We start from the raw sequence: 22652 nt of genomic DNA on the forward strand, positions 1-22652 counted from the left end.
CATTCAGCCGCGAAGCTTGCGGCGCCATGGATTCCGGGCTCTCGCTTCGCGAGCCTCGGAATGACGAGCCCTCAAAACTCCTGCGCGAGCTTCGCCAGCATTTCCAGCAGCGCGGCGTGGTTGGCCGGGCCGAGCACCTCGATCAGCCGAGCCTCGTGCTTGTTGGCGACCAGCTTCTTGGCGCGCGCCAGCACGGCGCGGCCCTTGTCGGTGAGGACCAGGATGTGGGAGCGGCGGTCATTGGTGGAGCGCATCCGCGCGCAAAGGTCGCGGCTCTCCAGCGCGTCGAGCATCGCGACGAAATTCGGCCGGAGGATGCCGAGCGTGTTGGCGATCTCGGTCTGGTTGCGACCCGGGTTCTTGTCGAGCAGCAGCAGCACCGAGAACTGCGCCGGGGTCAGTTGCAGCGGCGCCACGCAGCGCAGGAAGTCCTCGAATACCTTGAGTTGCGCCCGCTTCAACGAATAGCCGAGCAAACCTGACAGTTCGCCCAATTGCAGCATGCTGTCGTCCCCGGCAGGATCGACCGGTTCCCGACGCGTGGCGCGCGGAGACCTGACGACATCGGAGGCGGTCTTGGAAACAGTCATCGCTCCAGGCTCGCAATCCCGGTACAAAAACCCCGCGGGACGCTCGGGGATCTTGAGATTATATCCAATAATTGTTATCCGCTATATCTAATATCGACGGCTATCAACAGCCGATATCGGCCGACCCGACCGGCACAGCCGGTTGCGACGGCCCGACGCTTAAGGGGGACGCTCAGCCTTGAACACAACGATCATGCTGTTCCTGCTGCAGGACGGCATCACCAATGGCGCGATCTACGCACTGCTTGGGCTGGCCCTGGTGCTGGTGTTCGCGGTGACGCGGGTGATCCTGATCCCGCAAGGCGAATTCGTGACCTATGGCGCGCTGAGCTACGCCATGCTGGCGACCGGCCAGGTGCCCGGCACCGTGCGGCTCGCGGTCGCGATGGGGCTCGTCGCCTTCGCCCTCGACCTGTTCTTCGCGCGCAAGGCGCTGCACGCCGGCAAGGTGATACGCTCGGCCGCGCTCAACATCGCCTTCCCGTTCGCGCTGCTTGGCCTGACCTATGCGCTGGTCGGCCCGAACACGCCGATCGCCGTCAACATCGCGCTGGCGCTGCTGATCGTGGCGGCGATCGGGCTGTTCCTCTACCGCATCGCGTTCCAGCCGATCGCGCACACCTCCGTGCTGGTGCTGTTGATCGCCTCGGTCGGCTGCCATCTGGCGCTACAGGGCCTCGGCCTGGTGTTCTTCGGTGCCGAAGGCCTGCGCGGCCCGGCGCTGTCGAACGCCGCGGTGACCGCGGGCCCGCTGCGTTTCACCGGCCAGAGCCTCGCGGTGTACGGCCTGACGGTCGGCTTCATCGCCGCCCTTTGGCTGTTCTTCGGCTACACCAGGACCGGCAAGGCGCTGCGCGCCACCGCGGTCAATCGGCTCGGCGCCCGCCTGGTCGGCATCCGCACCACGCTGTCGGGCCAGATCGCGTTCCTGCTCGCATCCGTGATCGGCGCGATCTCCGGCATCCTGATCGTGCCGATCACCACGCTCTATTACGACACCGGCTTCCTGATCGGCCTGAAGGGTTTCATCGCCGCCATCATCGGCGGCCTGGTCAGCTATCCCCTGACCGCGGTCGCGGCCATCGTGGTCGGCATCGTCGAGGCCTTCTCGTCGTTCTACGCCAGCAACTTCAAGGAAGTCATCGTGTTCACGCTGATCCTTCCCGTCCTGGTGCTGCGCTCGCTCGCAGCGCCCCAGGTCGAAGAAGAGAAGGATTGAGCGCGATGACGCAGCGGCTGCCTCTGATCATCTTCGCGCTCGCGATGGCGGTGATCCCGCTGCTCCCGGGCGTCCCGCCGTTCTGGATCGTGCTGCTCGACAATATCGGCCTCGCCGCGCTGGTGGCGATGGGGCTGGTGCTGCTCACCGGCGTCGGCGGCCTCACTTCGTTCGGACAGGCCGCGTTCTGCGGCTTCGGCGCCTACACCACGGCGGTGTTGACCACAGCCTATGGCGTCTCGCCCTGGCTGACCTTGCCGGCATCGCTTCTGGTCAGCGGCATCGCGGCGGTGCTGCTCGGCCTCGTCACGGTGCGGCTGTCGGGCCATTACCTGCCGCTCGGCACCATCGCCTGGGGCATCGGCCTGTTCTATCTGTTCAGCAAGCTGGAATTCCTCGGCCGCAATGACGGCATCTCGGGCATTCCGCCGCTCTCGATCGGCTCGTTCAAGATGCTGAGCCCGGATGCGATCTATTACGCGATCTGGGTCGCGGTGCTGCTCGCCGCGCTCTTGACCATGAACCTGCTGGATTCCCGCACCGGGCGCGCGATCCGCGCGCTGCGGCGCGGGCATGTCGCGGCGGAAGCGTTCGGCGTGCAGACGCCGCGCGCCAAACTGCTGGTGTTCATCTATGCCGCCGTTCTGGCCGGCCTGTCCGGCTGGCTCTATGCGCATTTCCAGCGCGCCGCAAACCCGACGCCGTTCGGCGCGCAGGCCGGCATCGAATATCTGTTCATCGCCGTGGTCGGCGGTGCCGGCTACGTCTGGGGCGGCGTGCTCGGCGCGGCCATCGTCGTGATCCTCAAGGAAGTGCTGCAAAGCTACCTGCCCTACATCTTCGGCGGCCAGAGCCAGCTCGAGACCATCGTGTTCGGCATCATGCTGGTGCTGCTGTTGCAGCTCGCGCCGCAGGGCGTCTGGCCCTGGCTGATGTCGCGGCTGCCGTTCAAGCCCGCGCGCAAGACGCCTGATACGTCGGTGAAGCTGGAGCATCCCGAGCGCGCTGCCGGCTCGTCGCCGGTGCTGCTGCATGTCGAGAAGGCACGGAAGCAGTTCGGCGGCGTGGTCGCCGTGAACGACGTCTCGTTCGACGTCAACGCCCGCGAGATCGTCGCGCTGATCGGCCCGAACGGCGCCGGCAAGAGCACCACCTTCAACCTGATCACCGGCGTGCTGGCCACGACCGGCGGCAAGGTCTCGGTGCTCGGCAGGGAAGTTGCCAACGCCCCGCCCCAGGAGGTGGTCAAGCTCGGCGTGTCCAGGACCTTCCAGCACGTCAAGCTGGTGCCCGACATGACCGTGCTCGAGAACGTCGCGATCGGCGCCCATCTGCGCGGCTCGTCCGGCGCGATCTCCAGCATGCTGCGGCTCGACCGCGCCGACGAAGCGAGGCTTTTGGCGGAGGCCGCGCGGCAGATCGAACGCGTCGGCCTGTCCGACCAGATCGACCAGCTCGCGGGTTCGCTGTCGCTCGGCCAGCAGCGCATCGTCGAGATCGCGCGCGCGCTGTGCGTCGATCCGATGCTGCTGCTGCTCGACGAGCCGGCCGCCGGCCTGCGCCACATGGAGAAGCAGCGGCTGGCTGCGCTGCTGCGGCAATTGCGCGACGGCGGCATGTCGGTGCTGCTGGTCGAGCACGACATGGGCTTCGTGATGGATCTCGCCGACCGCATCGTGGTGCTCGATTTCGGCACCAAGATCGCCGAGGGAACGCCGGCCGCGATCAAGCGCAATCCCGACGTGATCAAGGCCTATCTCGGAGCCGCCGCATGACTGCGCTGCTATCGGTCGCCGACGTCCACATTTCCTACGGCAAGGTCGAGGCGGTACGCGGCGTCTCGCTCGACGTCGCCGACAACGAGATCGTTACCATCATCGGCGCCAACGGCGCCGGCAAGACCACGCTGCTCAACGCCATGATGGGCGTGCTGCCGCTAAAGGGCCGCACCAGCTTCGCTGGCGCCGACATGGCGCCGCTCGACATCGAGGACCGCGTCGCGAAGGGCTTGAGCCTGGTGCCCGAGCATCGCGAATTGTTCGGCACCATGAATGTCGAGGACAATCTCGAGCTCGGCGCGTTCCGGATCGCGAAGGCTGTCGCCGCGACCTCGCTGGAGCGGGTCTACACCCTGTTTCCGCGGCTCAAGGAGCGGCGCAAGCAGCTCGCCGGCACGCTGTCCGGCGGCGAGCAGCAGATGCTGGCGATGGGCCGCGCGCTGATGGGCGCGCCAAAACTCCTGATGCTGGACGAGCCGAGCCTCGGCCTCGCCCCGATCATCGTCGCCGACATCTTCCGCATCGTCGGCGAGCTCCGCGCAGCCGGGGTCTCGGTGCTGCTGGTCGAGCAGAATGCCCAGGCCGCACTCCAGATCGCCGACCGCGCCTATGTGATGGAGCTCGGCGAATTCGTGCTGTCGGGCCCAGCCAAGGACATCGCCGCCAACAAGGGCGTCGCCGCGAGCTATCTCGGCTTCCAGCACGAGGGCGAGAGCGCGATTTAGGAACGCTGGTACGTACGCGGATGGATCGCCAAGCGCGCCAATGTGAGGGAGCTCCCGGCAGTAGGGTTCCCTCCCCCCTTGCGGGGAGGGTTAGGGAGAGGGGTGTCACACGGCATGCTCTTGCCGTACGCGCTTCAACTACGCGCGACCGAGATTGCGCTAGCGACAATCCCATCGATCATCTTGCCCGCGGCTTACCCCTCTCCCCACCCCTCCCCCGCAAGGGGGGAGCCCGCGCAACTTGCCCACCTTGCGCAATTTCGGGTGAACGCCTCTCCTGCGGAGGCTAAGAAAAAAGCCGGTCTGCTTCGAGACCGGCTTCTTCGCTTCGTCCAAGCCCGTGACTGGCTCACATCGCCGGGACGTACTTCCCGTCCTTGACCGTCAGCAGGATACGCGAGCGGTCGTCGAGGCCGTAGCGGTCCTTTTCAGTCCAGTTGTAGACGCCCTGGCTCGCGACGATCTCCTTCTCGGAGATCAACGCCTGACGGATCGCCTCGCGGAATTCCGGCGTGCCGGGCTTGGCGGTCTTCAGCGCCGTTGGGATGATGCGGTTCAGCACCTGGAACGCGTCGTAGGAGTGGCCGGCGAACTGGCTGCGGCTGTTGGCGCCGTACTTGGCTTCATAGGCGGTGTTGAGCGCAAGGCCGGGCTTCTTGGTCAGCGCGCTGTCTGGCTGGGTCTCCGGCGACATCACCGGTCCCGCCGCCATGATGACGCCTTCAGCAGCAGCGCCCGCGATGCGGATGAAGTCCATCGTGGCTGCGCCGTGGGTCTGGTAGATCAGGCCCTTGTAACCGCGCTCGCGCAGCGCGGTTTGCGGCAGCGCGGCAGCGGTGCCCGAGGCGCCGATCAGGATGGCGTCCGGATTGGAGGCGACGAGCTTCAGCACCTGGCCGGCGACCGAGGTGTCGGGACGCGCGAAGCGCTCCTCGTCGGTCATGGTCAGGCCCATCGGTACGGCGTGGGCCTTGAAGTCGGTGACCCAGAGATCGCCATAGGAATCCGAGTAGCCGATATAGCCGACGGTCTTGATGTTGTGAGCCTTCATGTGCTCGTAGAGCGCCTTGGCCATGATCGACGCCGACTGCGGCAGGTCGACCGACCACTTGGCGCGGGCGTCGTTGATCGGGAACGGCGCCAGACCCAAATGCGGGATGCCGGCCTCGTTGGCCACCGTCGACACCGCGATCGTCGGCGGCGTGGTGCAGGAGCCCATGATGATGTCGGCCTTGGACTCGGTGACGAAGCGCCGCGCATTGGTGGTCGCGGCCGTCGGATCGCCGCCGTCATCGAGCACGATCAGCTTCAGCGGCACGCCGCCGATCTCCTTCGGCACGAAATCGAGCGCGTTGCGCTCGGGGATGCCGAGCGCCGCGGCCGGCCCCGTGGTCGAGATCGAAATGCCGATGGTGATCTCATTGGTCTGCGCCTGCGCGGACATGCCCGGCAGCGCGAAAGCTGCTGCGAGCACCGCGGCGGCGAGAGTGGCCTTCCTCATTCATTCCTCCCTGCGGATATGTTTTTTGGGTTTAAACCGGTTTCGCGGGCCAATTCAGCCCCTTCTTTAGAGCATGATCCGGAAAAGTGGAAACCGGTTTTCCAGGAGAGTCATGCTCCAAAAGTCGAGTCACGAAGGGCGGCACGTCAGCCCTTCATGAACAAGTTCAGCCGCTCATGAAGCGGTCGATGATCTCCTGCGGAAATGGCGACGATTTCAGCCTGTCCGGATCGTCCGGATGGCGGCCGACCAGCACCCTGGTCTCGAAGGCCTCGATCGCAAGCTGCTCGCCCTTGAACACGCGGTGCACCACCTCGAAGCTCGAGCGCTTGATGCTCTCGATCCGGGTCTCGATGGTAATCCAGTCGCCATGGGTCGACGGGATGTGGAATTTCGCCCTTGTGTCGACCATGGGAATGCCGACCAGGCCGTATTTGTGGACCAGGTCCTGCTTCGAGCAGCCGGCGGCCTCGAACATGATCGAAGTCGAGTCGTCGAACATCGCGAAGTAGCGCGGGTAATAGACGATGTTGGCAGGGTCGCAATCGCCCCACTGGATCTGCACGTCGCGCCGGTGGATGAACATGGTCTATCCCTCGATTAATCGTGATCGATCCGGAACGGCGTTTCGCGCCGTTCCGGATCATGCGTCAGCGCGGGGCCATCCGGAGCGCGGCATCGAGCCGCACCACTTCGCCGTTCAGATAGGGATTGTCGATCATGTGCAGCGCCAGCGAAGCGAACTCGTCGGCCTGGCCGAGCCGGCGCGGGAACGGGATCGCGGCGGCGAGCGAGTCCTGGGCCTCCTGCGGTAGGCCGGCGAGCAAGGGCGTCATGAAAAGGCCGGGCGCGATCGTCAGCACGCGGATACCGAACTGCGCGAGCTCGCGCGCGATCGGCAAGGTCATCGCGACGATGCCGCCCTTGGACGCCGAATAGGCCGCCTGCCCGATCTGTCCGTCGTAGGCCGCGACCGAGGCGGTCGAGATCACGACGCCGCGCTCGCCGGTCGCCTGCGGCTCGAGCTTCGACATCTCGGCGGTGGCAAGCCGCAGCATGTTGAAGGAGCCGAGCAGATTGACCTTGATCACCTTGTCGAAGTCGGCCAGCGCCATCGGCCCTTCGCGGCCGATCACGCGTTTTGCCACGCCGATGCCGGCGCAGTTCACCAGCACGCGCGCCGGGCCATGCGCCTTGGCGGCGGCAGCGACCGCAGCCTCGGCGGCAGCGGCGTCGGCAACGTCGCAGACAACGGCAATGCCGCCGATCTCCGCCGCGACGCTCTCGGCGAGCTTGGCGTTGAGGTCGCAGACCGCGACCTTGGCACCCTGCGCGGCCAGCCGGCGCGCGGTCGCGGCACCCAATCCCGATGCACCGCCGGTGACGATGGCGGCCTGGTCCTTCAACTGCATGGCGTTCTCCTGTTCGAAACTAGACTGACGTGATCACCGATGCCGGCGGCACCGGCGCATAGAGCGCGTCGATGATGTCAGTGCGATGCTCCAGCACCGCGCGCTGGTTGATCGAGCCCTTGTCGGTGATCTCGCCGCGATCGATCGACAGCGGGCCGTCGAGCAGGATCGCCCGCGCGATCCGGTTCGACGAGCCGGTTGCGCTCGCAAGCACACGCGCGAAACGTTCACGGAAGGCGGCGCGCACCAGCGGATCATTGGCCGCGGCCATGACGTCGTTCGCGGCAAGCGCCGGATTGATCAGGCGGCAGCCATCGAGATCGAGGATCACGATCGCCGCGAGCTCGTCGCGGTTGATTCCCGCGATCACGACGTCGCGCACCAGCGGCGCGCAAGCGCCGACGAAGCGCGCCCGCAACGGGCCGACGCTGACCCAGGTGCCGCTCGCCAGCTTGAAATCCTCGGCGATGCGGCCGTCGAAATCGAACCCGGCATCGAGATTGGCGGGATCGGCGGGCTTCAGCGCATCGCCGAACTTGTAGAACCCCTCCTCGTCGAAGGCTTTCGCGGTCAGCTCGGGCTGCCGCCAGTAGCCCGGCGTCACGTTCGGCCCCTTGGCGCGGACCTCGAGCTTGCCGTTGTTGGGCACCAGCTTCGCGTCATTGCCTGACACCGGCAGGCCGACATGGCCGGAGCGGCTGGTATCGGGGCGCACCGACATGAAGAACGGCGAGGTCTCTGTGGCGCCGAGCCCGGTGAGCATCGGTACGCGATAGCCCTTCTCCTGCACCGCGAGCGCATCGAGGCTGTTCCAGACGAACGGCGACAGCGCCGCGCCCGAAAAGAACATCGCATGCAGCCGGTGGAAGAATTTCTCCCTCAAGGCCTCGTCGTCGCGCAGGTAGGGCAGCAGCGATTCATAGCCCTTCGGCACGTTGAAATAGACCGTCGGCGAGATCTCGCGCAGGTTTCGCACCGTCTCCTCGATGCCGCCGGGCACCGGCTTGCCGTCATCGAGATACATCGAGCCGCCATTGTAGAGCGTCAGCCCGACATTGTGATTGCCGCCGAAGGTATGATTCCACGGCAGCCAGTCGACGATCACGGGCGGCTCGTCCTTGAGGAACGCCAGCGTCTCGCGCAGCATGACCTGGTTGGCGCAGATCATGCGCTGGGTGTTGATGACGGCCTTGGGATTGCCGGTCGAGCCCGACGTGAGCAGGAATTTCGCGATCGTGTCCGGACCGACGGCGGCATGGATCGCGTCGAGGCGCGGATCCTCGGGCGTTGCCATCAGATCGGCGAGCGCCGTCACCGTGCGGCTGGGCACCGCCCCGCGGCTTGCCGCGATCTCGACGTCGGCCCCGACATTGGCGCGCAACGCGTCGGCGAACTTGTCGGCATCGTCGACGAAGACCAGGCCGGGTGTCAGAAGCTTGATGACGTAGCCGAGCTTGCCGTAGTCGCGCGATACCAGCGAATAGGCCGGCGACACCGGGCAGAACGGAATTCCGGCATACAACGCACCGAGCGCGATCAGTGCGTGATCGATCGAATTGCCCGACAGGATCACGATCGGCCGCTCGGCGGACAGCCCGCGCGCAAGCAATGACGAAGCGATCCGGCGCGTGGCGTCATACAATTGCGCGTAGGTGATCTGCCGCCAGCCGCCACCGGCCGCGCGCTCGGCCATGAACACGCGGTTCGGCTCAACCGCCGCCCAGTGATGCAGGCGGTCGGTCAGGCGAACCGGAAAATCGGCGAGCTTGAGTTTCGGGCGAAGATAGATCGTGCCGTCGTCGCGGCGCTCGACGGTGACGGCGGGATTGCCGAACGAGATCGGGCGTAGCGGGTGCGTAGCCGCGGTGGATGCAGACGGCGATGTGTCAGCCTTGGCGGTCATGTTGGCTTCACCTTGGCGGTCTTGCGATCCAGGAAAGCGCGGATCCGCTTCTTGGCTTCCTTGTCGCTCTGCGCCACCGTGGCCATCAGCGATTCCATCAAGAGGCCGGTCTGTGGATTGGCTTCCGCGATCATCGGCAGTGCCTGCAACACGGCGAAATTGGTCAGCGGCGCGTTGGCGGCGACGCGCTCGGCGAGATCGAGGGCCTTGGGCAGCGCACCATCGGCCTCGGTGAGATATTGCGAGAAGCCGTAGGCGGCGCCCTCGGTCGCCGAATAGACCCGGCCGGTCAGCATCATGTCGGCCATCCGCGGCACGCCGATCAGGCGCGGCAACCGCACCGATCCGCCGCCGCCGACGAAGATGCCGCGCTGGCCCTCGGGCAGCGCGAAATAGGCGGACGGCTCGGCGACCCGGATATGCGCCGCGCAGGCCAGCTCCAGCCCGCCGCCGATCACCGCGCCCTTCAGCGCGGCGATCACGGGCACCCGGCAATACTGGATGCGGTCGAACACCCGGTGCCACATCTGGGAATGCACCAGGCCCTCGGTAGCATCGCGTTCGGTGAGTTCGGAAAGATCGAGGCCGGACGAGAAATGATCGCCGACGCCGTGGATGACGACCGCGCCGACGTCCTCAGGGATCGCCGCAAAGCAATCCCGCAGCGCCAGGATGATGCCGTCATTCAGCGCATTGCGCTTGGCGGGCCGATTGAGCCCGACCGTCAGCACCGCCCCCTGCGTCTCGATCCTGAGCAGCGAGGCGTCGCCCGTGTCGGCAGCGTTTCCCATGGCGTTATTGTTTCCTGTTCAGAATAGTTATGTTTTATAACTATCATGGCAGGAGTCAAGGCGGGGGCCTTCCCACACGATTGTCGTCCTGGCGAAAGCCAGGACCCATAACCACCGTATTTGATGATGAACGGAATCGTGGCCCCAGCGTCGCGCACAATCGAGATTCGGGGTAATGGGTCCTGGCTTTCGCCAGGACGACGCGGGATGTGTTGCACCGACGGTGACCGATGCCCCCGCATTTTTGCGCCGTGAACCGTCCGAGCTTGCTCTTCATCTCGTGTGGGCGCGATGCGCCCTGCCTGAAGCCTCACAACACCTGATGCACGTCGATCACGACGCGGTCGGCGTGGCGGGCGGCGGAGCCGATGAAGATGTGCTCCATCAGCCAGCGGTACTTCTCGGCGCCGGTCTCGAATTTCGGCACGGTGCGGAAATAGATCAGCTTGGGGTCGACCGGCTCGCCACGCTTGAGCTTCTCGAGCAGCTCGACCGGACCGAAGCGGATGCCCTTGTTCTCGACATAGACCACCGCGCCGTCGTCGGTTTCGAAAGCATATTTTGCTTCCAGGTCGATCAGCTCGTTGGGCCGGATGATCTGGAAGTCGGCGCCGAACGGCAACACCTTGCCGTTGATCCCCTCGCCTTTCACCTCGCCGCCGATGATCGGAATGATGCGGCGGACGCCGGTGCCGATATCGCCGGCGGATGTCACCTCGGCGATCCGGGCGGTGATGGTGAAGACGTATCTGGTCTGGAGTTCGGGATTCATAGGGAACCTATCTATTGAGGCATGATCCCTTTCGGAAAACCGGACCCCACTTTTCCGGGATCATGCCTAGCCTATCATGCGCTGCGGCAGCCAGGTCGCGAGCAGCGGGAACAGGATCAGGATCACCAGCCGGATCAGGTCGGTGATCACGAAAGGCAGCACGCCGACGAAAATCGTCGACATGTTGACGTCCTTGATCACGCTCTTGATCACGAACACGTTCATGCCGACCGGCGGATGGATCAGGCCGAGCTCGACCGTCATGACGATGATGATGCCGAACCAGATCGGATCGAAGCCGAGCGCGGTGACCACCGGGAACACGATCGGCACGGTGAGGATCACCATCGCCATCGCGTCCATCAGGCAGCCGAGCACCAGATACATCAGGAGGATCAGCGCCAGCACGCCATAGGGTCCGATCCCGAGACCGGTGAGGAACTCGGTCACGTTCTGCGGCGTCTGGGTGATGGTGAGGAAATAGCCGAAGCAGAGCGCACCGATCAGCACGGTGAAGACCGCCGCGGCGGTGCGGGTCGCCTGCAACAGCGATTGCAGGATGCCGTCCCTGGTCAGCTTGCCCCTGAGGATTCCGATGATGAACGCGCCGACCGCACCGACCGCGCCGGCTTCGGTCGGCACGAAGAAGCCGCCATAGAGGCCGCCGATCACGAACAGGAACAGCAGCAGCGGCGACCAGACGTCGCGCATCGCGACAAGACGCTCATGCCACGACGCCTTCTTTCCCGCCGGCAGGAAACCGGGCCGGGTGACACCGATGATGCCGATCGTGATCATGTGCATCAGGATCGCGAGCAGTCCGGGGATCACGCCGGCGATGAACAGCTTGCCGATGTCCTGCTGGGTGATGATGCCATAGACCGCCAGCACCGTGGACGGCGGCAGCATCGCGCCGAGCGTGCCGCCGACCGCGATCACGCCGGTCGAGAACGACTGCGGGTAGCCGAAGCGGCGCATCTCGGGATAGGCCACCGCCGAGAAGGTCGCAGCCGTTGCGACCGACGAGCCCGAGATCGCGGCGAACCCGCCGCAGGCCGCGATGGTCGCGATGCCGAGCCCGCCCTTCCAATGGCCGACGAAGGTATTGGCGGCCCGGAACAGCTCGCGGCTGATGCCGGAGACGGAGACGAAGGCGCCCATCAGCAGGAACATCGGGATCACGCCGAACGAATAATCCGTCACCGTGCGCATCGTGGTCTGGCCGACCAGTTTCAGCGCCGGCGCGAAGCCGGTGAGATAGCCGAAGCCTGTGATGCCGACGAGGCCCATTGCCATACCGACAGGCACACGCAACAGCATCAGCGCGAACAGGCAGACGAAGCCGATGACGGCGACGGCCTCGGGACTCAGATCAAGACTCATGGTTTCAGACTCATGGCCGTCTACTCCGCGGTCTTGATCTTGGCATCGTGGATATCCTCCGGATGGAAGATCAGGCGGTAGGTGCGGATCGCGATCAGCAGCACGGCGGAGACGTCGCCGATCCACGACACCAGGAAGAACGGCCAGACCGGCACGCCGAGATCCATGGTGACGATGTGGCTGCTCCTGGTGTCGATCACCTTGTCGACCAGCGTGTAGGTCTGCACGCTCACCACGAACAGCAGCACCAGGGTGGCGAAGATGTCGATCCAGCGCTGGTAGCGCGGCGAGGCGTTGGCCCAGACCAGATCGACCGTGATGTGGGTGCCGCGATAGCTGGTCGCCGCGATGCCCCAGAAGATCAGGATGCCGAGCAGGAACTGGCCGAAATTGTAGTAGTCCGGGATCGTCACCGCGAAGAATTTGCGCATGAACACCGCAACGAAGGTGTTGAGCGCGACGACGCCGACGAAGAACGCCGCCACCCATTCGATCGAATCGATGAAGCGGTCCATCACATTCTTGCGCACCGGCTCGGGCGGACCGGTGATCGCACCGTCTTGGGAGATTTCGGTGGTTGCAGCCATGGCTCGAGATCCTACCCCCACGTCATGGCCGGGCTCGTCCCGGCCATCCACGTCTTCGTTCCGTTGAGCAGTAAGGCGTGGATGCCCGGGTCAAGCCAGGGCATGACGACCGCATTTGCCTCGGCAGTTCGCCTAGAGCCCCGCCCCGTACTTCTTCAGCGTGGCCTGTAGATCGGCGTCGATCTTCTCGGCATCGCCGCCGGCCTTCTTCACCGCCTCGGCCCAACTGTCGTGCAGCGGCTTGACCGCCTTCTTCCATTCGGCGAGCTGCTCCGGCGTCAGCGGATAGACCTCATGGCCCGGCAGCGCCTTCATCTTGGTGCGGCCGTTGGCTTCGAAGTCGGTCCAGGGATCGGTGACCTTGGAGGCCCATTCCGGCGAGCAGTGATCGTCGATCACCTTCTTCTGGGCATCCGACATCGAATTGTATTTGGCGAGGTTCATGTTGTAGGTGAACACCGTCGTGTAGAGCGGCACGTCCATGTGGTACTTCACCACCTTGTCGATGCCGAACAGGAAGATCGAGCCCCATGGGAAGGTGATCTCGTCGGCCACGCCGCGCTCGATCGCGTCGCGCGATTCCGGCGCGGAGGCCTGCACATTGGTGCCGCCGAACATCTTCACCATCTCGCCGATCGTGCTCTGCGCCGGGCGCACCTTGACCCCGCTGAGATCGCTCGGCAGCACGATCTTCTTCTTGCCGTGCAGCGCGCCCGGATCATGGATGAAGGCGAAGCAGAGCTTGGTGTCCTTCATCTCGGTCGGCGCATATTTGTGATACCACTCGTTCAGCGCCAACGTGCCCTTCTTGCCGTCCGAGAACACGAACGGCAGCTGGCCGGCGGCCGCGATCGGGAAACGGCCGGGCTGATAGCCCGGATTGACGTAGGTGACGTCGGCAATGCCGTCGCGCGCCATGTCGTAGTGGTCGAATGCCTTGCCGAGCTGTTCGGACGGAAACACGGTGACCTTGATGGTGCCGCCCGATGCCTTCTCGATATCGGCGGCCCAGGCCTGCGTCGCCGGCACCAGCGGATGCGCCGGCGGCACCCACAGCGACACCTTGAGATTGACGGTCTTGTCCTGCGCCAGCGCAGGTCCAATGGCGGGACCCGCGGCCGGTATGACGGCGGCTGCCATCAGCAGCGCCAGCACTGTTTTCCTCATCACGCCTCCTCCTCTCCATGACGGCGGGCTTCGTGCCCGGTCTCGTTACTTAACATGTTATCTATTTTGCCCGCATATTCAAGACGGAATATGCGAGGCGGACGCCTGGTCGCACCCGGGTCCACCGCCATCTTGCGCTGCGGCGAAGCCATCTCCCGCGGCAGATCGATCTTGCCAAACCTGTTATATGATATAGTTGCCATGGCAAGTTGACGGTGACCGCCCGGCGCGGGCGCCCGGCTCAAGCCTATCCGATCGGGAGGAGCAGGTATTGCGGACAAAAGTAGCAATCATAGGCGCAGGTCCGGCCGGACTGTTGCTTGGGCAACTACTTCATACTTTCGGCGTAGACAACGTCATTCTCGAACGGCAGACCCCGGAATACGTGCTGGGGCGGATTCGCGCCGGCCTGCTCGAGGAGGGCACGGTGTCGCTGCTCGAGAGCGTCGGCGCCGCCACCCGGCTGCACCAGGAGGGCCTGGTCCATCACGGCGTCGAGCTGGCCTTTGGCGGCGCGCGGCACCGCATCGACATGCACGCGGCGACCGGCAAGACCGTGACCATCTACGGCCAGACCGAGGTCACGCTCGACCTGATGAATGCCCGCAAGGCAGCCGGCCTGACCACGGTCTACTCCGCCGCCGACGTCAAGCCGCACGATTTCGACACCGATCATCCGCGCGTCACCTATGTCAGGGACGGCACCAGCCACGAGATCACCTGCGATTTCATCGCCGGCTGCGACGGTTTCCACGGCATCAGCCGGGCCAGCGTGCCGGCCTCGGCGATCACCAGCTACGAGCGGGTGTACCCGTTCGGCTGGCTCGGCATCCTCTCGGAGACGCCGCCGGTCTCGCCGGAATTGATCTACAACAACCACGAACGCGGCTTTGCGCTGTGCACGATGCGCTCGACCCATCGCAGCCGCTATTACGTGCAGTGCCCGCTCGACGATCATGTCGATCAGTGGTCGGACGAGCGGTTCTGGGATGAATTGAAGCGCCGCCTCGACCAGAAGGCCGCCGACGAGATCGTCACCGGCCCCTCGATCGAGAAGAGCATCGCGCCGCTGCGCAGCTTCGTCGCCGAACCGATGCGCTTCGGCCGGATGTTCCTGGCCGGCGACGCCTCGCACATCGTGCCGCCCACCGGTGCCAAGGGCCTCAACCTGGCGGCCAGCGACGTGCATTATTTGTCGCAGGCCCTGCGCGAGTACTACGACGAGAAGTCATCCGCGGGGCTCGACGGCTATTCCGCCAAGGCGCTGGCGCGGGTCTGGAAGGCGGTGCGCTTCTCCTGGTGGATGACCTCGATGCTGCACAGATTCCCCGACGAGGGCGAATTCGCCGCGCGCATCCAGATCGCCGAGCTCGACTACCTCGTCAGCTCGAAGGCGGCCTCGACCTCGCTGTCGGAGAATTATGTGGGGCTGCCGTTCTAGGTCGCTGTCTCTCTCGTCGAGCAACCTCGCCGTTGCGCCCCAGCCGCCATACCCCGCGCATGCGGGGTATCCAGTGCGCCGCGTGTTCTCGATTCCTGCCGCGCTCTCTGGAATACTGGATCGCCCGGTCAAAAGCCGGGCGATGACAGCGGGAGATGCGACAACAGCCTTGCCGCGTTCAAACGCCCACGCAAATCCCGTTTAAAACTTTGTAGGCGGTGAAACCGTCGTCGACATCGCGTTCAATGGCGCCAACGCAAACGCTACACGCGAGCTTCAGATGACCACCGATACTCACATCGCGCCCGACATTCCCCAAGACGTCCCAGAAGGCTTCGAGCCGCTGTTCCGCAAGAGCCCGCTCACCGAGCCATGGGAGCCGCTTTACCAGAGGAAGACCGAGCGCTCCGTCATCATCGGCCTGCGGCTGGCGCGGCCGCACACCAACGGCCGCGGCCTGATCCATGGCGGGTTGATCGCGGCACTCTCCGACAACGCAATGGGCTATAGCTGCGGCCAGGCGACCGGCTGGACCACCTCATATGTGACGATCTCGCTCACGGTCGATTTCGTCGGCACCGCCAATGTCGGGCAATGGCTTTCGATCGAGAGCGATGTGATCAAGACCGGCAGCACGATCTGCTTCGCACAGAGCCTGATCAAGGCCGACGGCGTGACGATCGCGCGCGCCAGCGGCACGTTCCGCGTGGTGCCGAAGAAGGCGCCGGTGAGCCAAGCGCCTTCGAGCCGAGCTAGCTGAAATGCCAGTCGGTGATCTCGGTGACGAGATCGATGAAGGTCCGCACCTTCGCCGACAACAGCCGGGACGTCGGATAGACCACATGGATCGGCACCGGCGGCTGCTCGAACGCGGCGAGCACGATTCGGAGCCGCTTCGCTTTCAGCGATTCGGCCGCCTGATAGGCCATCACCCGGGTCAATCCGCCGTCCTGCTCGGCATACTGGATGGCAGCATCCGAACTGTTGCTGGTGAAACGGGGCGTCGGGGTGATGCGGATCTCCTGGCCGTCTTCCATGAAGCGCCAGTCCGGGGTCGCGGTCATGGCGCCAAACTGGATGGTGTCGTGGGAGGCCAAGTCGGCCGGCCGCTTCGGCTCGCCGCGGCGCTTGAGATAGCCATGCGACGCCACCACGATGCGGCGCATCTGGCCGACATGCCGCGCCACCAGGGTCGAATCCGGCAGGTGCCCGAGCCTGACCGCGAGGTCGACGCCGTCCTCGACGAGGTTGATGCGGCGATCCGATAGCCGCAGGTCGACACCGACATCGGGATAGCGCTTGAGATAGGCGGAGACGACCGGGCTGACATGCAGCCGTCCGAAACCGAACGGCGCCGAGATCGCCAGCCGGCCCTCGGGACGGGTGCGCTCGCTCTCCACCGCGTCCTCGGCCTCCTCGACATCGGCGAGGATCCGCCGCGCCCGCTCCAGATAGCGCGCGCCGGCATCGGTCAGCGTCACCTGCCGGGTGGTCCGCTGCAACAGCCGCGCCCCGAGCCGCTCCTCCAGCGCCGCGATCAGCCGGGTGATGCCCGATGGCGACAGGCCGAGCTTGCGGGCGGCGGGGGCGAACCCTTGCAGGTCGGCCACCGCGACAAAGGCCTGCATGGCGTCGATCCGGTCCATGGCACTATTGCATATTCGGCAACAGTGAAGTGTCAATTCACAAGATTGCCTGCGAACCGGAAATACCCATGTTGCGGTGTGAGGACGGCCCCTTTGTCGCCGGTGGCGGGAGGCTCAGATGTCAGAGGTTCGCAGCTATTCGAGCGATGTCGGGTTCACCCCTGCGGTGAAGGAAATCCAGACCCGCAAGGGTTCGCGCGCAACCTATGCCGAAGTCGAGGCCCATGGCGGCTGGCAGACCGAGGTCGACGAGAACCTCGCGGCCTTCCTCGCCAACACCAACAGCTTCTATCTCGCGACCGCCTCTGCGGAGGGACAGCCCTACATCCAGCATCGTGGCGGACCGAAGGGGTTCGTCAAGGTGCTCGACAAGCACACCATCGCGTTCGCCGATTACAGCGGCAACCGGCAGTTCATCTCCCAGGGCAATCTCTCGGAGAACCCGAAGGCCTATATCTTCATGATGAACTATGCGTATCGGCAGCGGGTGAAGATCTGGGGCGAGGCGCGCGTGGTGGAGGACGACCCGGCCCTGATGCGGGCGCTGATGCCGCAAGGCTATCGCGCGCGGCCCGAGCAGGTGATCCTGTTCAAGGTCATGGCCTGGGACACCAACTGCCCGCAACACATCCCGCAGAAGTTCGATGCCGCTGATGTCGCCACCGCGCTCAGCTCGCGCGATCAGCGCATCGCCGAGCTGGAGGCGGAGCTGGCCGCATTGAAGGGCCAGCCCGCACCTGTTGCGCCGGCTTAAGCCGCCTGCTGCTGCAACGGCTCCCAGGCGAATTCGGGATAATATTGCTGCATCATCCGGCCGACATAGGCGGTGAGATTGTCGAACTTCTCGGTGCGCTCGCGCAGCGGCGAATCGAAGAACGGCGTCAAGATTCCCGCCAGCGCGCCGAATGCCGTGGCGTCAGTCCCGCACGGCGCATTGCCCATCAGATAGGGCTTGTCACCGAGTTGCACCGACAGCGCGAACAGCGAACGCATGGCGACATCGACATCCTCGTCGGGACCGTGACGGCCGAGCCCGCTCAAGAGATAGTTCTCGGCAACCCGGAACTGGGCGTCCTCGCGCATCTTGTCGCGCATGTGGTCGGGCGCGCCGTCGAAGAAATGCGCCGGCCCCTTGGCGAAATTGGTGTCGTCGACCCAGCGCGCGCCGACCAGCGCCCAATAGATGTGATGCTCGATCATGCGCTCGAAGGCCCAGGCCTGGGCGCGCGCCTGCAAGCTGAGCGGCGCGTCGAAGTCGAAGCCGTATTTGCCCTCGATATGGGCGCGGATGAATGTCGAGTCGGCGATCGTCTCGCCGTCGTCGGCGATGAACGGCAGCTGGCCCTTGGGTGAGGCCGGCGGCATCGCCTTTTCCTTGGTGTAGGCAAGCCCGGCCATCTTGAGCTGGACCTCGGTCTTGGTCACGAAGGGGCTGATTTCCGGCAGACCGAAGCCCGTGCCAAAGCCAAAAAGCGTAATCATATGAAGCTCCCGATCGCCTGTGGTCGTAAATTGAGGCTAGCCGCCCCCTGCTGCCAGCATGGTGTCAGCAGTAGTGGCATTCACTGTCGAGCGGGCCTGCGGGTGCGAGGCGGCGAACCGCCTCGCGAGCCCGCTTGACCAGCCGCGACCGCCCGTAGGACCAGACCGTGCCGATCGACTGGGCGACCAGCGCCACCAGGGCCCAGCGCAGATCGCCGGAGGTGGAGTAGACCGTGACCAATTGTTCCAGCGCAAAGCTGCGCGCCTGCCGGAAACCGAGTTCATCAAGATTCGTCATGGACAAATTCCCTTCACTTGAGGTGTTGTCCTGATATAGCCCCCACCTGCTGCCAACATGCTGTCAGCAGCAGTGACAGGGCGCGCGAAAAGCCGACGCGTTGCGACGCTGCGAGAACCGTCAAGACAGATGCAAGAGAGCGACCAAAGAGAACTGCCATGAGACGCGCCGACCGGCTGTTTCAGATCATCCAGGTGCTCCGCCGCACCCGTAAGCCCTTGACTGCGGACGCGATCGCAGCCGAGCTCGAGACATCGAAGCGGACCATCTATCGCGACATCGCGAGCCTGATCGAGCAGCGGGTGCCGATCCGCGGCGAGGCTGGCATGGGCTACATCCTCGAGAAGGGGTTCGACCTGCCGCCTTTGATGCTGACACCCGACGAGATCGAGGCCTGCGTGCTCGGCGCGCAATGGGTGGTCGGCCACGCCGATCCGGCTCTAGCGCGCGCGGCCGAGGATTTGATGGCCAAGATCGCCGAGACCGTGCCGGACCGGCTGCGGCCGTTCGTGCTGGAGCCGGCGAGCCGGGCCCGCTCCGCCTGGAACCGGGAGCCCGACCGCATCGACATGGTCAGGACCCGCAGCCAGATCCATGAAGGCAAGAAGATCACGCTGAGCTATCGCGACGAGCACGGCCGCGACTCTGAACGAACGGTCTGGCCGATCGCGGTCGGCTATCACGAAGCGGTACGGCTGCTCGCCGCCTGGTGTGAGCTGCGCAAGGATTTCCGGAGCTTCCGCACCGACCGCGTGGTGACGGCTGTCTATCACGACGAGAAATATCCGGAGCGGCGCGACCTGCTCAGGGCGCGCTGGCGGCGCAGCCTGGTGTGGGAAGCGCCGAGGGACACCTGATGGCCGACAGCGAAATCGAAGCAGCGGAGACAAGCCCCTGCCAGTCCTGCGGCGCCTGCTGTAGCTATTCGGAGAACTGGCCGCGCTTCACCATCGAGGACGACGCCGAGCTCGACCTGATCCCACCGCAATTCGTCAATGCGCGACAGTCGGGCATGCGTTGCGAGGGCGACCGCTGCTCGGCGCTGTCGGGCCGGATCGGGGAAGCGACGCGCTGCGAAATCTATGCGGTGCGGCCGGAGGTGTGCCGGACCTGCCAGCCGGGCGACGCGGAATGCGCGATGGCGCGGCGCCGGCACGGGCTGCCGCTCATCGCGAGCGCGCAGCCAATCTGACTGGACGTTACGCCGTGACCCTGTCGCTCACGTCCTCGTCGTCGAGTTCGTCATCGACAACGGGCGCGAAGGTCGACAGCGGCTTGGTCGACAGCGTGATCGGCTTGCGGGCGCCATGCGAAACGGCAGCGGCACGGACCGGCTCACGCGACAGCGCATAGAGCGTCGACCCGACACGGCCGCCGGAATTGACCAGCTCCCACTCGCTGCAACTCGACGCGATCGCCACCGCGAGCGTGTGCAGATGGCTGCGCCGGTAGCAGAACAGCGCCAGCATCGCCCGGACATCGGGCGCGACGTTGGCAACCAGCAGCGAAAGCCCGTTCGGATTGGCGCGGTACATCTGGCCGAGCAGGTCGTCCGCAACTGGGCAGGCATCGTTCTCGAAAGCGTCGCGGCTTGAAAACATTTGCAAATCCCCCTCAATCGGGAAGATGCCGCGCAATTCTCTAATGAAAGGTTAACCACGGCCTCCGGTCGCTTCCGAAGCCCCTTGCCCGTTGCACGCGAATCACATCCGCCCGCCGCGGGCGGATGGTCGGCTGTTCGCAATGCGGGAAGCGGCGTAGGCCGGCCGCTCAGTTCGCGGCCATGTAGATCGACAGCGCGAAGCCGGTGAGGTGGTGCAGCGCCTGGTCGACCCCGATCAGGGTCCAGAACCAGGGATGGCCGGATTCCAGGGTGACGCCGAAATGCGACGCGCAGATGCCTTTGCAGCGATCGACGATGATGTGGATCACGAAGTCGACGAACGCGACATACCAGAACCGCGGCGCCACCACCAGGATCAGCGCCAGCGCGACCGCGAGGTGGATCAGGCAATGCGCGAGCAACGGCATCGCCCAGCCGGTCTTCTGGTCCTTGCCGATCGCCATCCAGGCGTTCTGCAGCATGAAGTCGGCAATGATGTGCTTGGCCGTGAGAAGCAACATCCATCCCACCAGGGCACCAACCGACACCGACGATGACATGGCAGGAAACAACAAGCTGACGCCCTTTACTTCGATGAATGTGATTGCAAGAAATCCGGGTCAGGCCGTCAGCACAATTCCGCAAAACGAAGCGTGTCTCATTTATGACATCTCCGGCGGCGGAATGCACCTGCGGCTCCCTCGAAAATCACATCCCGGTTCTGGCGTCGATAGTGGCGATGGTCATGCGGCACCGCGGCACGGATCGATCGAAGTTAAGGTTACGGCAGGCCCGCCGGTTTGCATTCAACCCGGGGAGGTATATCGTCGGCCACATAGGAAATTTTCTTTCTTTTATAGTGATTTACGGTTTCGCCGGGCGGCGCCGATCCGGTTGCGGCGAAGTCCCGGACGGGTAATCAGCCATGAGTGCCGAAGCCCTCTCACCTTCGTCGATGCTGCCGCGGCCGCGTCCCCCGGTCGCCAAGAGCAACCGCGCACAGATCATCATCTTCACCCTGCTGACGCTGCTGCTGAGCGCGATTACCGTGGCTGGCGGCCGGGTCTGGCTGCGCAATTCCGAAACGCTGGTGTTCGCGGTCGGCGACGCCAAGGGCCCGGAGGCGAAATTCGCGGCCCGCCTCGCCACCGTGCTGAAGGCCAACTCGTCGCGGCTGCGGCTCAAGATTTCGCCGAACCCGGACAATGCCAAGGCGCTGGCGCAGTTCGACCGCCGCGACGCTTCGCTTGCGATCCTGCGCACTGACGCCAAGGTGCCGCCGCGCGCCCGCGCCATCGCGATCCTGGAGCATGACGTGGTGCTGGTGCTCAGCCCCGGCGGCAAGAAGATCAAGTCGCTGCCCGAGCTCAGGAAGAAGAAGATCGCGGTGGTCGGCGACGGCGAGAACAGCGTCAATTTCGTCCGCAGCGCGCTCGAGATATCCGACAGCCCGGATGCGGCGCAGCGAGTGCAGCAGGCACCGCCGAACACGCCGTTCGACAAATTGTTCGCCTCCGGCTTTGCCGCGGTGGTCGCGATCGAGCATGCCTCGAAGATCGTCAAGGACAAGACCTACGAGCAATATGCCAAGCGCACCGGCGGCTTCACGCTGAACGCGATCGACTCGGCCAAGGCGCTTGCGCGCAAATACCCGGCGATCTCGGAGGAGACCGTCGCGACCGGCATGCTGTCGGCCTCGCCTGTTATTCCCGACGACGACGTCGACACCATCGGGCTGGAATGGCTGCTGGTCGCGCAGTCCTCGATGTCCACCACGACGGCGGCCGAGCTCGCCCGCCTGGTCTACGAGAACAAGTCCGAGCTCGCGCTCAACGACGGCTTCGCCTCCAGGATCGAGCCGGCGCCGACCGACAAGGACGCCTTCATCGTCGCCCATCAGGGCGCCGCCGAATACATCAACGACGACACCAAATCGTTCATGGACCGCTACAGCGACGTGATGTATCTCGGCGCCGCCGCGCTCAGCATCATCGGCTCGATCTTCGCCGGGATCTACACCAAGATCACCCGCATCGCGCCGGAGAAGGCCAGCGAGCTGGCGGCGCGGATCCTCGACATCGGCGAACGCGTCGAGCACACCACCTGCGCCGATCATCTCGACGAATTGCAGGACGAGCTCGAGGCGATCCTGCGCGGCGCGGTGATCGGCCTGCGCGACGGCACCGTCTCCGGCGACGGGCTCGACACATTCAAGCTCGGCTACGAGCTGGTGCGCGACGAGATCGCGCTGCGCCGCGACCATCTCAAGCGCCACCCGGCGGCCCCGGACGATAATCTCGCGGTGGTGAAGAGCGCGAACGGCTGAGACCCAAGTCATTCGTTCGGCGTCGTCA

The 22652-nt window shown here is 65.0% G+C and carries 24 protein-coding genes; 9 read left to right on the forward strand and 15 right to left on the reverse strand.

Going from position 1 to position 22652, the window contains the following annotated elements:
• Nucleotides 1-71: 71 nt before the first annotated feature.
• Entirely contained in the window at nt 72-590 is a 519-nt protein-coding gene (locus CWS35_RS02940; protein ID WP_024581721.1) for a MarR family winged helix-turn-helix transcriptional regulator, read from the reverse strand.
• Between the two features lie 178 nt (nt 591-768).
• Here CWS35_RS02940 and CWS35_RS02945 point away from each other — a divergent pair, with 178 nt between their 5' ends.
• The 3 genes from CWS35_RS02945 to CWS35_RS02955 are packed head-to-tail and all read left to right on the forward strand — an operon-like array spanning nt 769 to nt 4312.
• A complete protein-coding gene (locus CWS35_RS02945; protein ID WP_168226256.1) occupies nt 769-1809 on the forward strand; it encodes a branched-chain amino acid ABC transporter permease in 1041 nt (346 codons plus the stop codon).
• Between the two features lie 5 nt (nt 1810-1814).
• Nucleotides 1815-3584 carry an ATP-binding cassette domain-containing protein gene (locus tag CWS35_RS02950; RefSeq protein ID WP_024581719.1) on the forward strand — a complete coding sequence of 590 codons (1770 nt, stop codon included), beginning with the start codon at nt 1815-1817 and terminating at the stop codon, nt 3582-3584.
• A complete protein-coding gene (locus CWS35_RS02955) occupies nt 3581-4312 on the forward strand; it encodes an ABC transporter ATP-binding protein (RefSeq protein WP_100950680.1) in 732 nt (243 codons plus the stop codon). Before CWS35_RS02950 ends, CWS35_RS02955 begins: the two co-directional genes overlap by 4 nt.
• 349 nt (nt 4313-4661) lie before the next feature.
• Here CWS35_RS02955 and CWS35_RS02960 read toward each other — a convergent pair whose 3' ends face one another.
• The 9 genes from CWS35_RS02960 to CWS35_RS03000 form a co-directional block, all read right to left on the reverse strand.
• Nucleotides 4662-5813, reverse strand: coding sequence for an ABC transporter substrate-binding protein (locus tag CWS35_RS02960; RefSeq protein WP_024581717.1), 1152 nt, complete (start codon nt 5811-5813; stop codon nt 4662-4664).
• A 166-nt stretch (nt 5814-5979) separates the two neighbouring features.
• Nucleotides 5980-6399 (reverse strand): thioesterase family protein, encoded by a 420-nt coding sequence (locus CWS35_RS02965; RefSeq protein WP_100950682.1) that lies wholly within the window; start codon nt 6397-6399, stop codon nt 5980-5982.
• 64 nt (nt 6400-6463) lie between these two features.
• The gene (locus CWS35_RS02970; RefSeq protein WP_024581715.1) at nt 6464-7225 is read right to left on the reverse strand and encodes an SDR family NAD(P)-dependent oxidoreductase; all 762 of its coding nucleotides are present in this window, start codon (nt 7223-7225) and stop codon (nt 6464-6466) included.
• 19 nt (nt 7226-7244) lie between these two features.
• Nucleotides 7245-9128 (reverse strand): feruloyl-CoA synthase, encoded by a 1884-nt coding sequence (locus tag CWS35_RS02975; RefSeq protein ID WP_100950684.1) that lies wholly within the window; start codon nt 9126-9128, stop codon nt 7245-7247.
• Nucleotides 9125-9919 (reverse strand): crotonase/enoyl-CoA hydratase family protein, encoded by a 795-nt coding sequence (locus tag CWS35_RS02980; RefSeq protein ID WP_100950686.1) that lies wholly within the window; start codon nt 9917-9919, stop codon nt 9125-9127. Before CWS35_RS02980 ends, CWS35_RS02975 begins: the two co-directional genes overlap by 4 nt.
• A 310-nt stretch (nt 9920-10229) precedes the next feature.
• Nucleotides 10230-10691: a DUF3237 domain-containing protein gene (locus tag CWS35_RS02985; protein ID WP_024581712.1), complete on the reverse strand. Its 462-nt coding sequence runs from the start codon at nt 10689-10691 to the stop codon at nt 10230-10232.
• A 66-nt stretch (nt 10692-10757) separates the two neighbouring features.
• The gene (locus CWS35_RS02990; RefSeq protein WP_100955972.1) at nt 10758-12062 is read right to left on the reverse strand and encodes a TRAP transporter large permease; all 1305 of its coding nucleotides are present in this window, start codon (nt 12060-12062) and stop codon (nt 10758-10760) included.
• A gap of 32 nt (nt 12063-12094) precedes the next feature.
• Nucleotides 12095-12604: a TRAP transporter small permease gene (locus CWS35_RS02995; protein ID WP_024581710.1), complete on the reverse strand. Its 510-nt coding sequence runs from the start codon at nt 12602-12604 to the stop codon at nt 12095-12097.
• 189 nt (nt 12605-12793) lie between these two features.
• Nucleotides 12794-13828, reverse strand: coding sequence for a TRAP transporter substrate-binding protein (locus tag CWS35_RS03000; RefSeq protein ID WP_024581709.1), 1035 nt, complete (start codon nt 13826-13828; stop codon nt 12794-12796).
• A 271-nt stretch (nt 13829-14099) separates the two neighbouring features.
• Between CWS35_RS03000 and pobA the strand changes: the two genes are divergently transcribed.
• Nucleotides 14100-15269: a 4-hydroxybenzoate 3-monooxygenase gene (gene pobA, locus CWS35_RS03005; RefSeq protein ID WP_100950688.1), complete on the forward strand. Its 1170-nt coding sequence runs from the start codon at nt 14100-14102 to the stop codon at nt 15267-15269.
• 280 nt (nt 15270-15549) lie between these two features.
• Nucleotides 15550-16029, forward strand: coding sequence for a PaaI family thioesterase (locus CWS35_RS03010; RefSeq protein ID WP_100950690.1), 480 nt, complete (start codon nt 15550-15552; stop codon nt 16027-16029).
• Here CWS35_RS03010 and CWS35_RS03015 read toward each other — a convergent pair.
• On the reverse strand, nt 16022-16915 hold the full coding sequence (locus CWS35_RS03015; protein ID WP_100950692.1) for a LysR family transcriptional regulator: 894 nt from the start codon (nt 16913-16915) through the stop codon (nt 16022-16024). The two genes, CWS35_RS03010 and CWS35_RS03015, sit on opposite strands and share 8 nt — an antisense overlap.
• Before the next feature lie 118 nt (nt 16916-17033).
• On the opposite strand from CWS35_RS03015, the gene CWS35_RS03020 reads away from it, so the two are divergent.
• A complete protein-coding gene (locus tag CWS35_RS03020; RefSeq protein ID WP_100950694.1) occupies nt 17034-17669 on the forward strand; it encodes a pyridoxamine 5'-phosphate oxidase family protein in 636 nt (211 codons plus the stop codon).
• Here CWS35_RS03020 and CWS35_RS03025 read toward each other — a convergent pair.
• Nucleotides 17666-18397, reverse strand: a complete 732-nt coding sequence (locus CWS35_RS03025; protein ID WP_100950696.1) for a glutathione S-transferase family protein — start codon at nt 18395-18397, stop codon at nt 17666-17668. The genes CWS35_RS03020 and CWS35_RS03025 overlap by 4 nt on opposite strands.
• A 64-nt stretch (nt 18398-18461) precedes the next feature.
• Nucleotides 18462-18695: a hypothetical protein gene (locus tag CWS35_RS03030; RefSeq protein ID WP_100950698.1), complete on the reverse strand. Its 234-nt coding sequence runs from the start codon at nt 18693-18695 to the stop codon at nt 18462-18464.
• Between the two features lie 158 nt (nt 18696-18853).
• Between CWS35_RS03030 and CWS35_RS03035 the strand changes: the two genes are divergently transcribed.
• Entirely contained in the window at nt 18854-19552 is a 699-nt protein-coding gene (locus CWS35_RS03035; RefSeq protein ID WP_024581702.1) for a YafY family protein, read from the forward strand.
• Nucleotides 19552-19887, forward strand: a complete 336-nt coding sequence (locus CWS35_RS03040) for a YkgJ family cysteine cluster protein (protein WP_024581701.1) — start codon at nt 19552-19554, stop codon at nt 19885-19887. Before CWS35_RS03035 ends, CWS35_RS03040 begins: the two co-directional genes overlap by 1 nt.
• Nucleotides 19888-19894: 7 nt before the next feature.
• On the opposite strand, the gene CWS35_RS03045 is transcribed toward CWS35_RS03040, so the two are convergent.
• Together CWS35_RS03045 and CWS35_RS03050 are read right to left on the reverse strand one after the other, a co-directional pair.
• Nucleotides 19895-20296, reverse strand: coding sequence for a hypothetical protein (locus CWS35_RS03045; protein WP_100950700.1), 402 nt, complete (start codon nt 20294-20296; stop codon nt 19895-19897).
• A 169-nt stretch (nt 20297-20465) separates the two neighbouring features.
• Nucleotides 20466-20819, reverse strand: coding sequence for a DUF3307 domain-containing protein (locus tag CWS35_RS03050; RefSeq protein ID WP_080891015.1), 354 nt, complete (start codon nt 20817-20819; stop codon nt 20466-20468).
• A 404-nt stretch (nt 20820-21223) separates the two neighbouring features.
• On the opposite strand from CWS35_RS03050, the gene CWS35_RS03055 reads away from it, so the two are divergent.
• Complete coding sequence (locus CWS35_RS03055) at nt 21224-22624, forward strand: TAXI family TRAP transporter solute-binding subunit (protein WP_210202757.1); 1401 nt, start codon at nt 21224-21226, stop codon at nt 22622-22624.
• The last annotated feature ends 28 nt before the right edge of the window (nt 22625-22652 follow it).

The sequence above is a fragment of the Bradyrhizobium sp. SK17 genome, from assembly GCF_002831585.1.
GTDB lineage: Bacteria > Pseudomonadota > Alphaproteobacteria > Rhizobiales > Xanthobacteraceae > Bradyrhizobium.

What these genes read in the sequence shown, in the direction of transcription:
- CWS35_RS02940 (WP_024581721.1), bottom strand. Translation starts at nt 590, where the DNA reads ATGACTGTTTCCAAGACCGCCTCCGATGTCGTCAGGTCTCCGCGCGCC.
- CWS35_RS02950 (WP_024581719.1), top strand. Translation starts at nt 1,815, where the DNA reads ATGACGCAGCGGCTGCCTCTGATCATCTTCGCGCTCGCGATGGCGGTG.
- CWS35_RS02955 (WP_100950680.1), top strand. Translation starts at nt 3,581, where the DNA reads ATGACTGCGCTGCTATCGGTCGCCGACGTCCACATTTCCTACGGCAAG.
- CWS35_RS02960 (WP_024581717.1), bottom strand. Translation starts at nt 5,813, where the DNA reads ATGAGGAAGGCCACTCTCGCCGCCGCGGTGCTCGCAGCAGCTTTCGCG.
- CWS35_RS02965 (WP_100950682.1), bottom strand. Translation starts at nt 6,399, where the DNA reads ATGTTCATCCACCGGCGCGACGTGCAGATCCAGTGGGGCGATTGCGAC.
- CWS35_RS02970 (WP_024581715.1), bottom strand. Translation starts at nt 7,225, where the DNA reads ATGCAGTTGAAGGACCAGGCCGCCATCGTCACCGGCGGTGCATCGGGA.
- CWS35_RS02975 (WP_100950684.1), bottom strand. Translation starts at nt 9,128, where the DNA reads ATGACCGCCAAGGCTGACACATCGCCGTCTGCATCCACCGCGGCTACG.
- CWS35_RS02980 (WP_100950686.1), bottom strand. Translation starts at nt 9,919, where the DNA reads ATGGGAAACGCTGCCGACACGGGCGACGCCTCGCTGCTCAGGATCGAG.
- CWS35_RS02985 (WP_024581712.1), bottom strand. Translation starts at nt 10,691, where the DNA reads ATGAATCCCGAACTCCAGACCAGATACGTCTTCACCATCACCGCCCGG.
- CWS35_RS03000 (WP_024581709.1), bottom strand. Translation starts at nt 13,828, where the DNA reads ATGAGGAAAACAGTGCTGGCGCTGCTGATGGCAGCCGCCGTCATACCG.
- CWS35_RS03010 (WP_100950690.1), top strand. Translation starts at nt 15,550, where the DNA reads ATGACCACCGATACTCACATCGCGCCCGACATTCCCCAAGACGTCCCA.
- CWS35_RS03015 (WP_100950692.1), bottom strand. Translation starts at nt 16,915, where the DNA reads ATGGACCGGATCGACGCCATGCAGGCCTTTGTCGCGGTGGCCGACCTG.
- CWS35_RS03020 (WP_100950694.1), top strand. Translation starts at nt 17,034, where the DNA reads ATGTCAGAGGTTCGCAGCTATTCGAGCGATGTCGGGTTCACCCCTGCG.
- CWS35_RS03025 (WP_100950696.1), bottom strand. Translation starts at nt 18,397, where the DNA reads ATGATTACGCTTTTTGGCTTTGGCACGGGCTTCGGTCTGCCGGAAATC.
- CWS35_RS03030 (WP_100950698.1), bottom strand. Translation starts at nt 18,695, where the DNA reads ATGACGAATCTTGATGAACTCGGTTTCCGGCAGGCGCGCAGCTTTGCG.
- CWS35_RS03035 (WP_024581702.1), top strand. Translation starts at nt 18,854, where the DNA reads ATGAGACGCGCCGACCGGCTGTTTCAGATCATCCAGGTGCTCCGCCGC.
- CWS35_RS03040 (WP_024581701.1), top strand. Translation starts at nt 19,552, where the DNA reads ATGGCCGACAGCGAAATCGAAGCAGCGGAGACAAGCCCCTGCCAGTCC.
- CWS35_RS03045 (WP_100950700.1), bottom strand. Translation starts at nt 20,296, where the DNA reads ATGTTTTCAAGCCGCGACGCTTTCGAGAACGATGCCTGCCCAGTTGCG.
- CWS35_RS03050 (WP_080891015.1), bottom strand. Translation starts at nt 20,819, where the DNA reads ATGTTGCTTCTCACGGCCAAGCACATCATTGCCGACTTCATGCTGCAG.
- CWS35_RS03055 (WP_210202757.1), top strand. Translation starts at nt 21,224, where the DNA reads ATGAGTGCCGAAGCCCTCTCACCTTCGTCGATGCTGCCGCGGCCGCGT.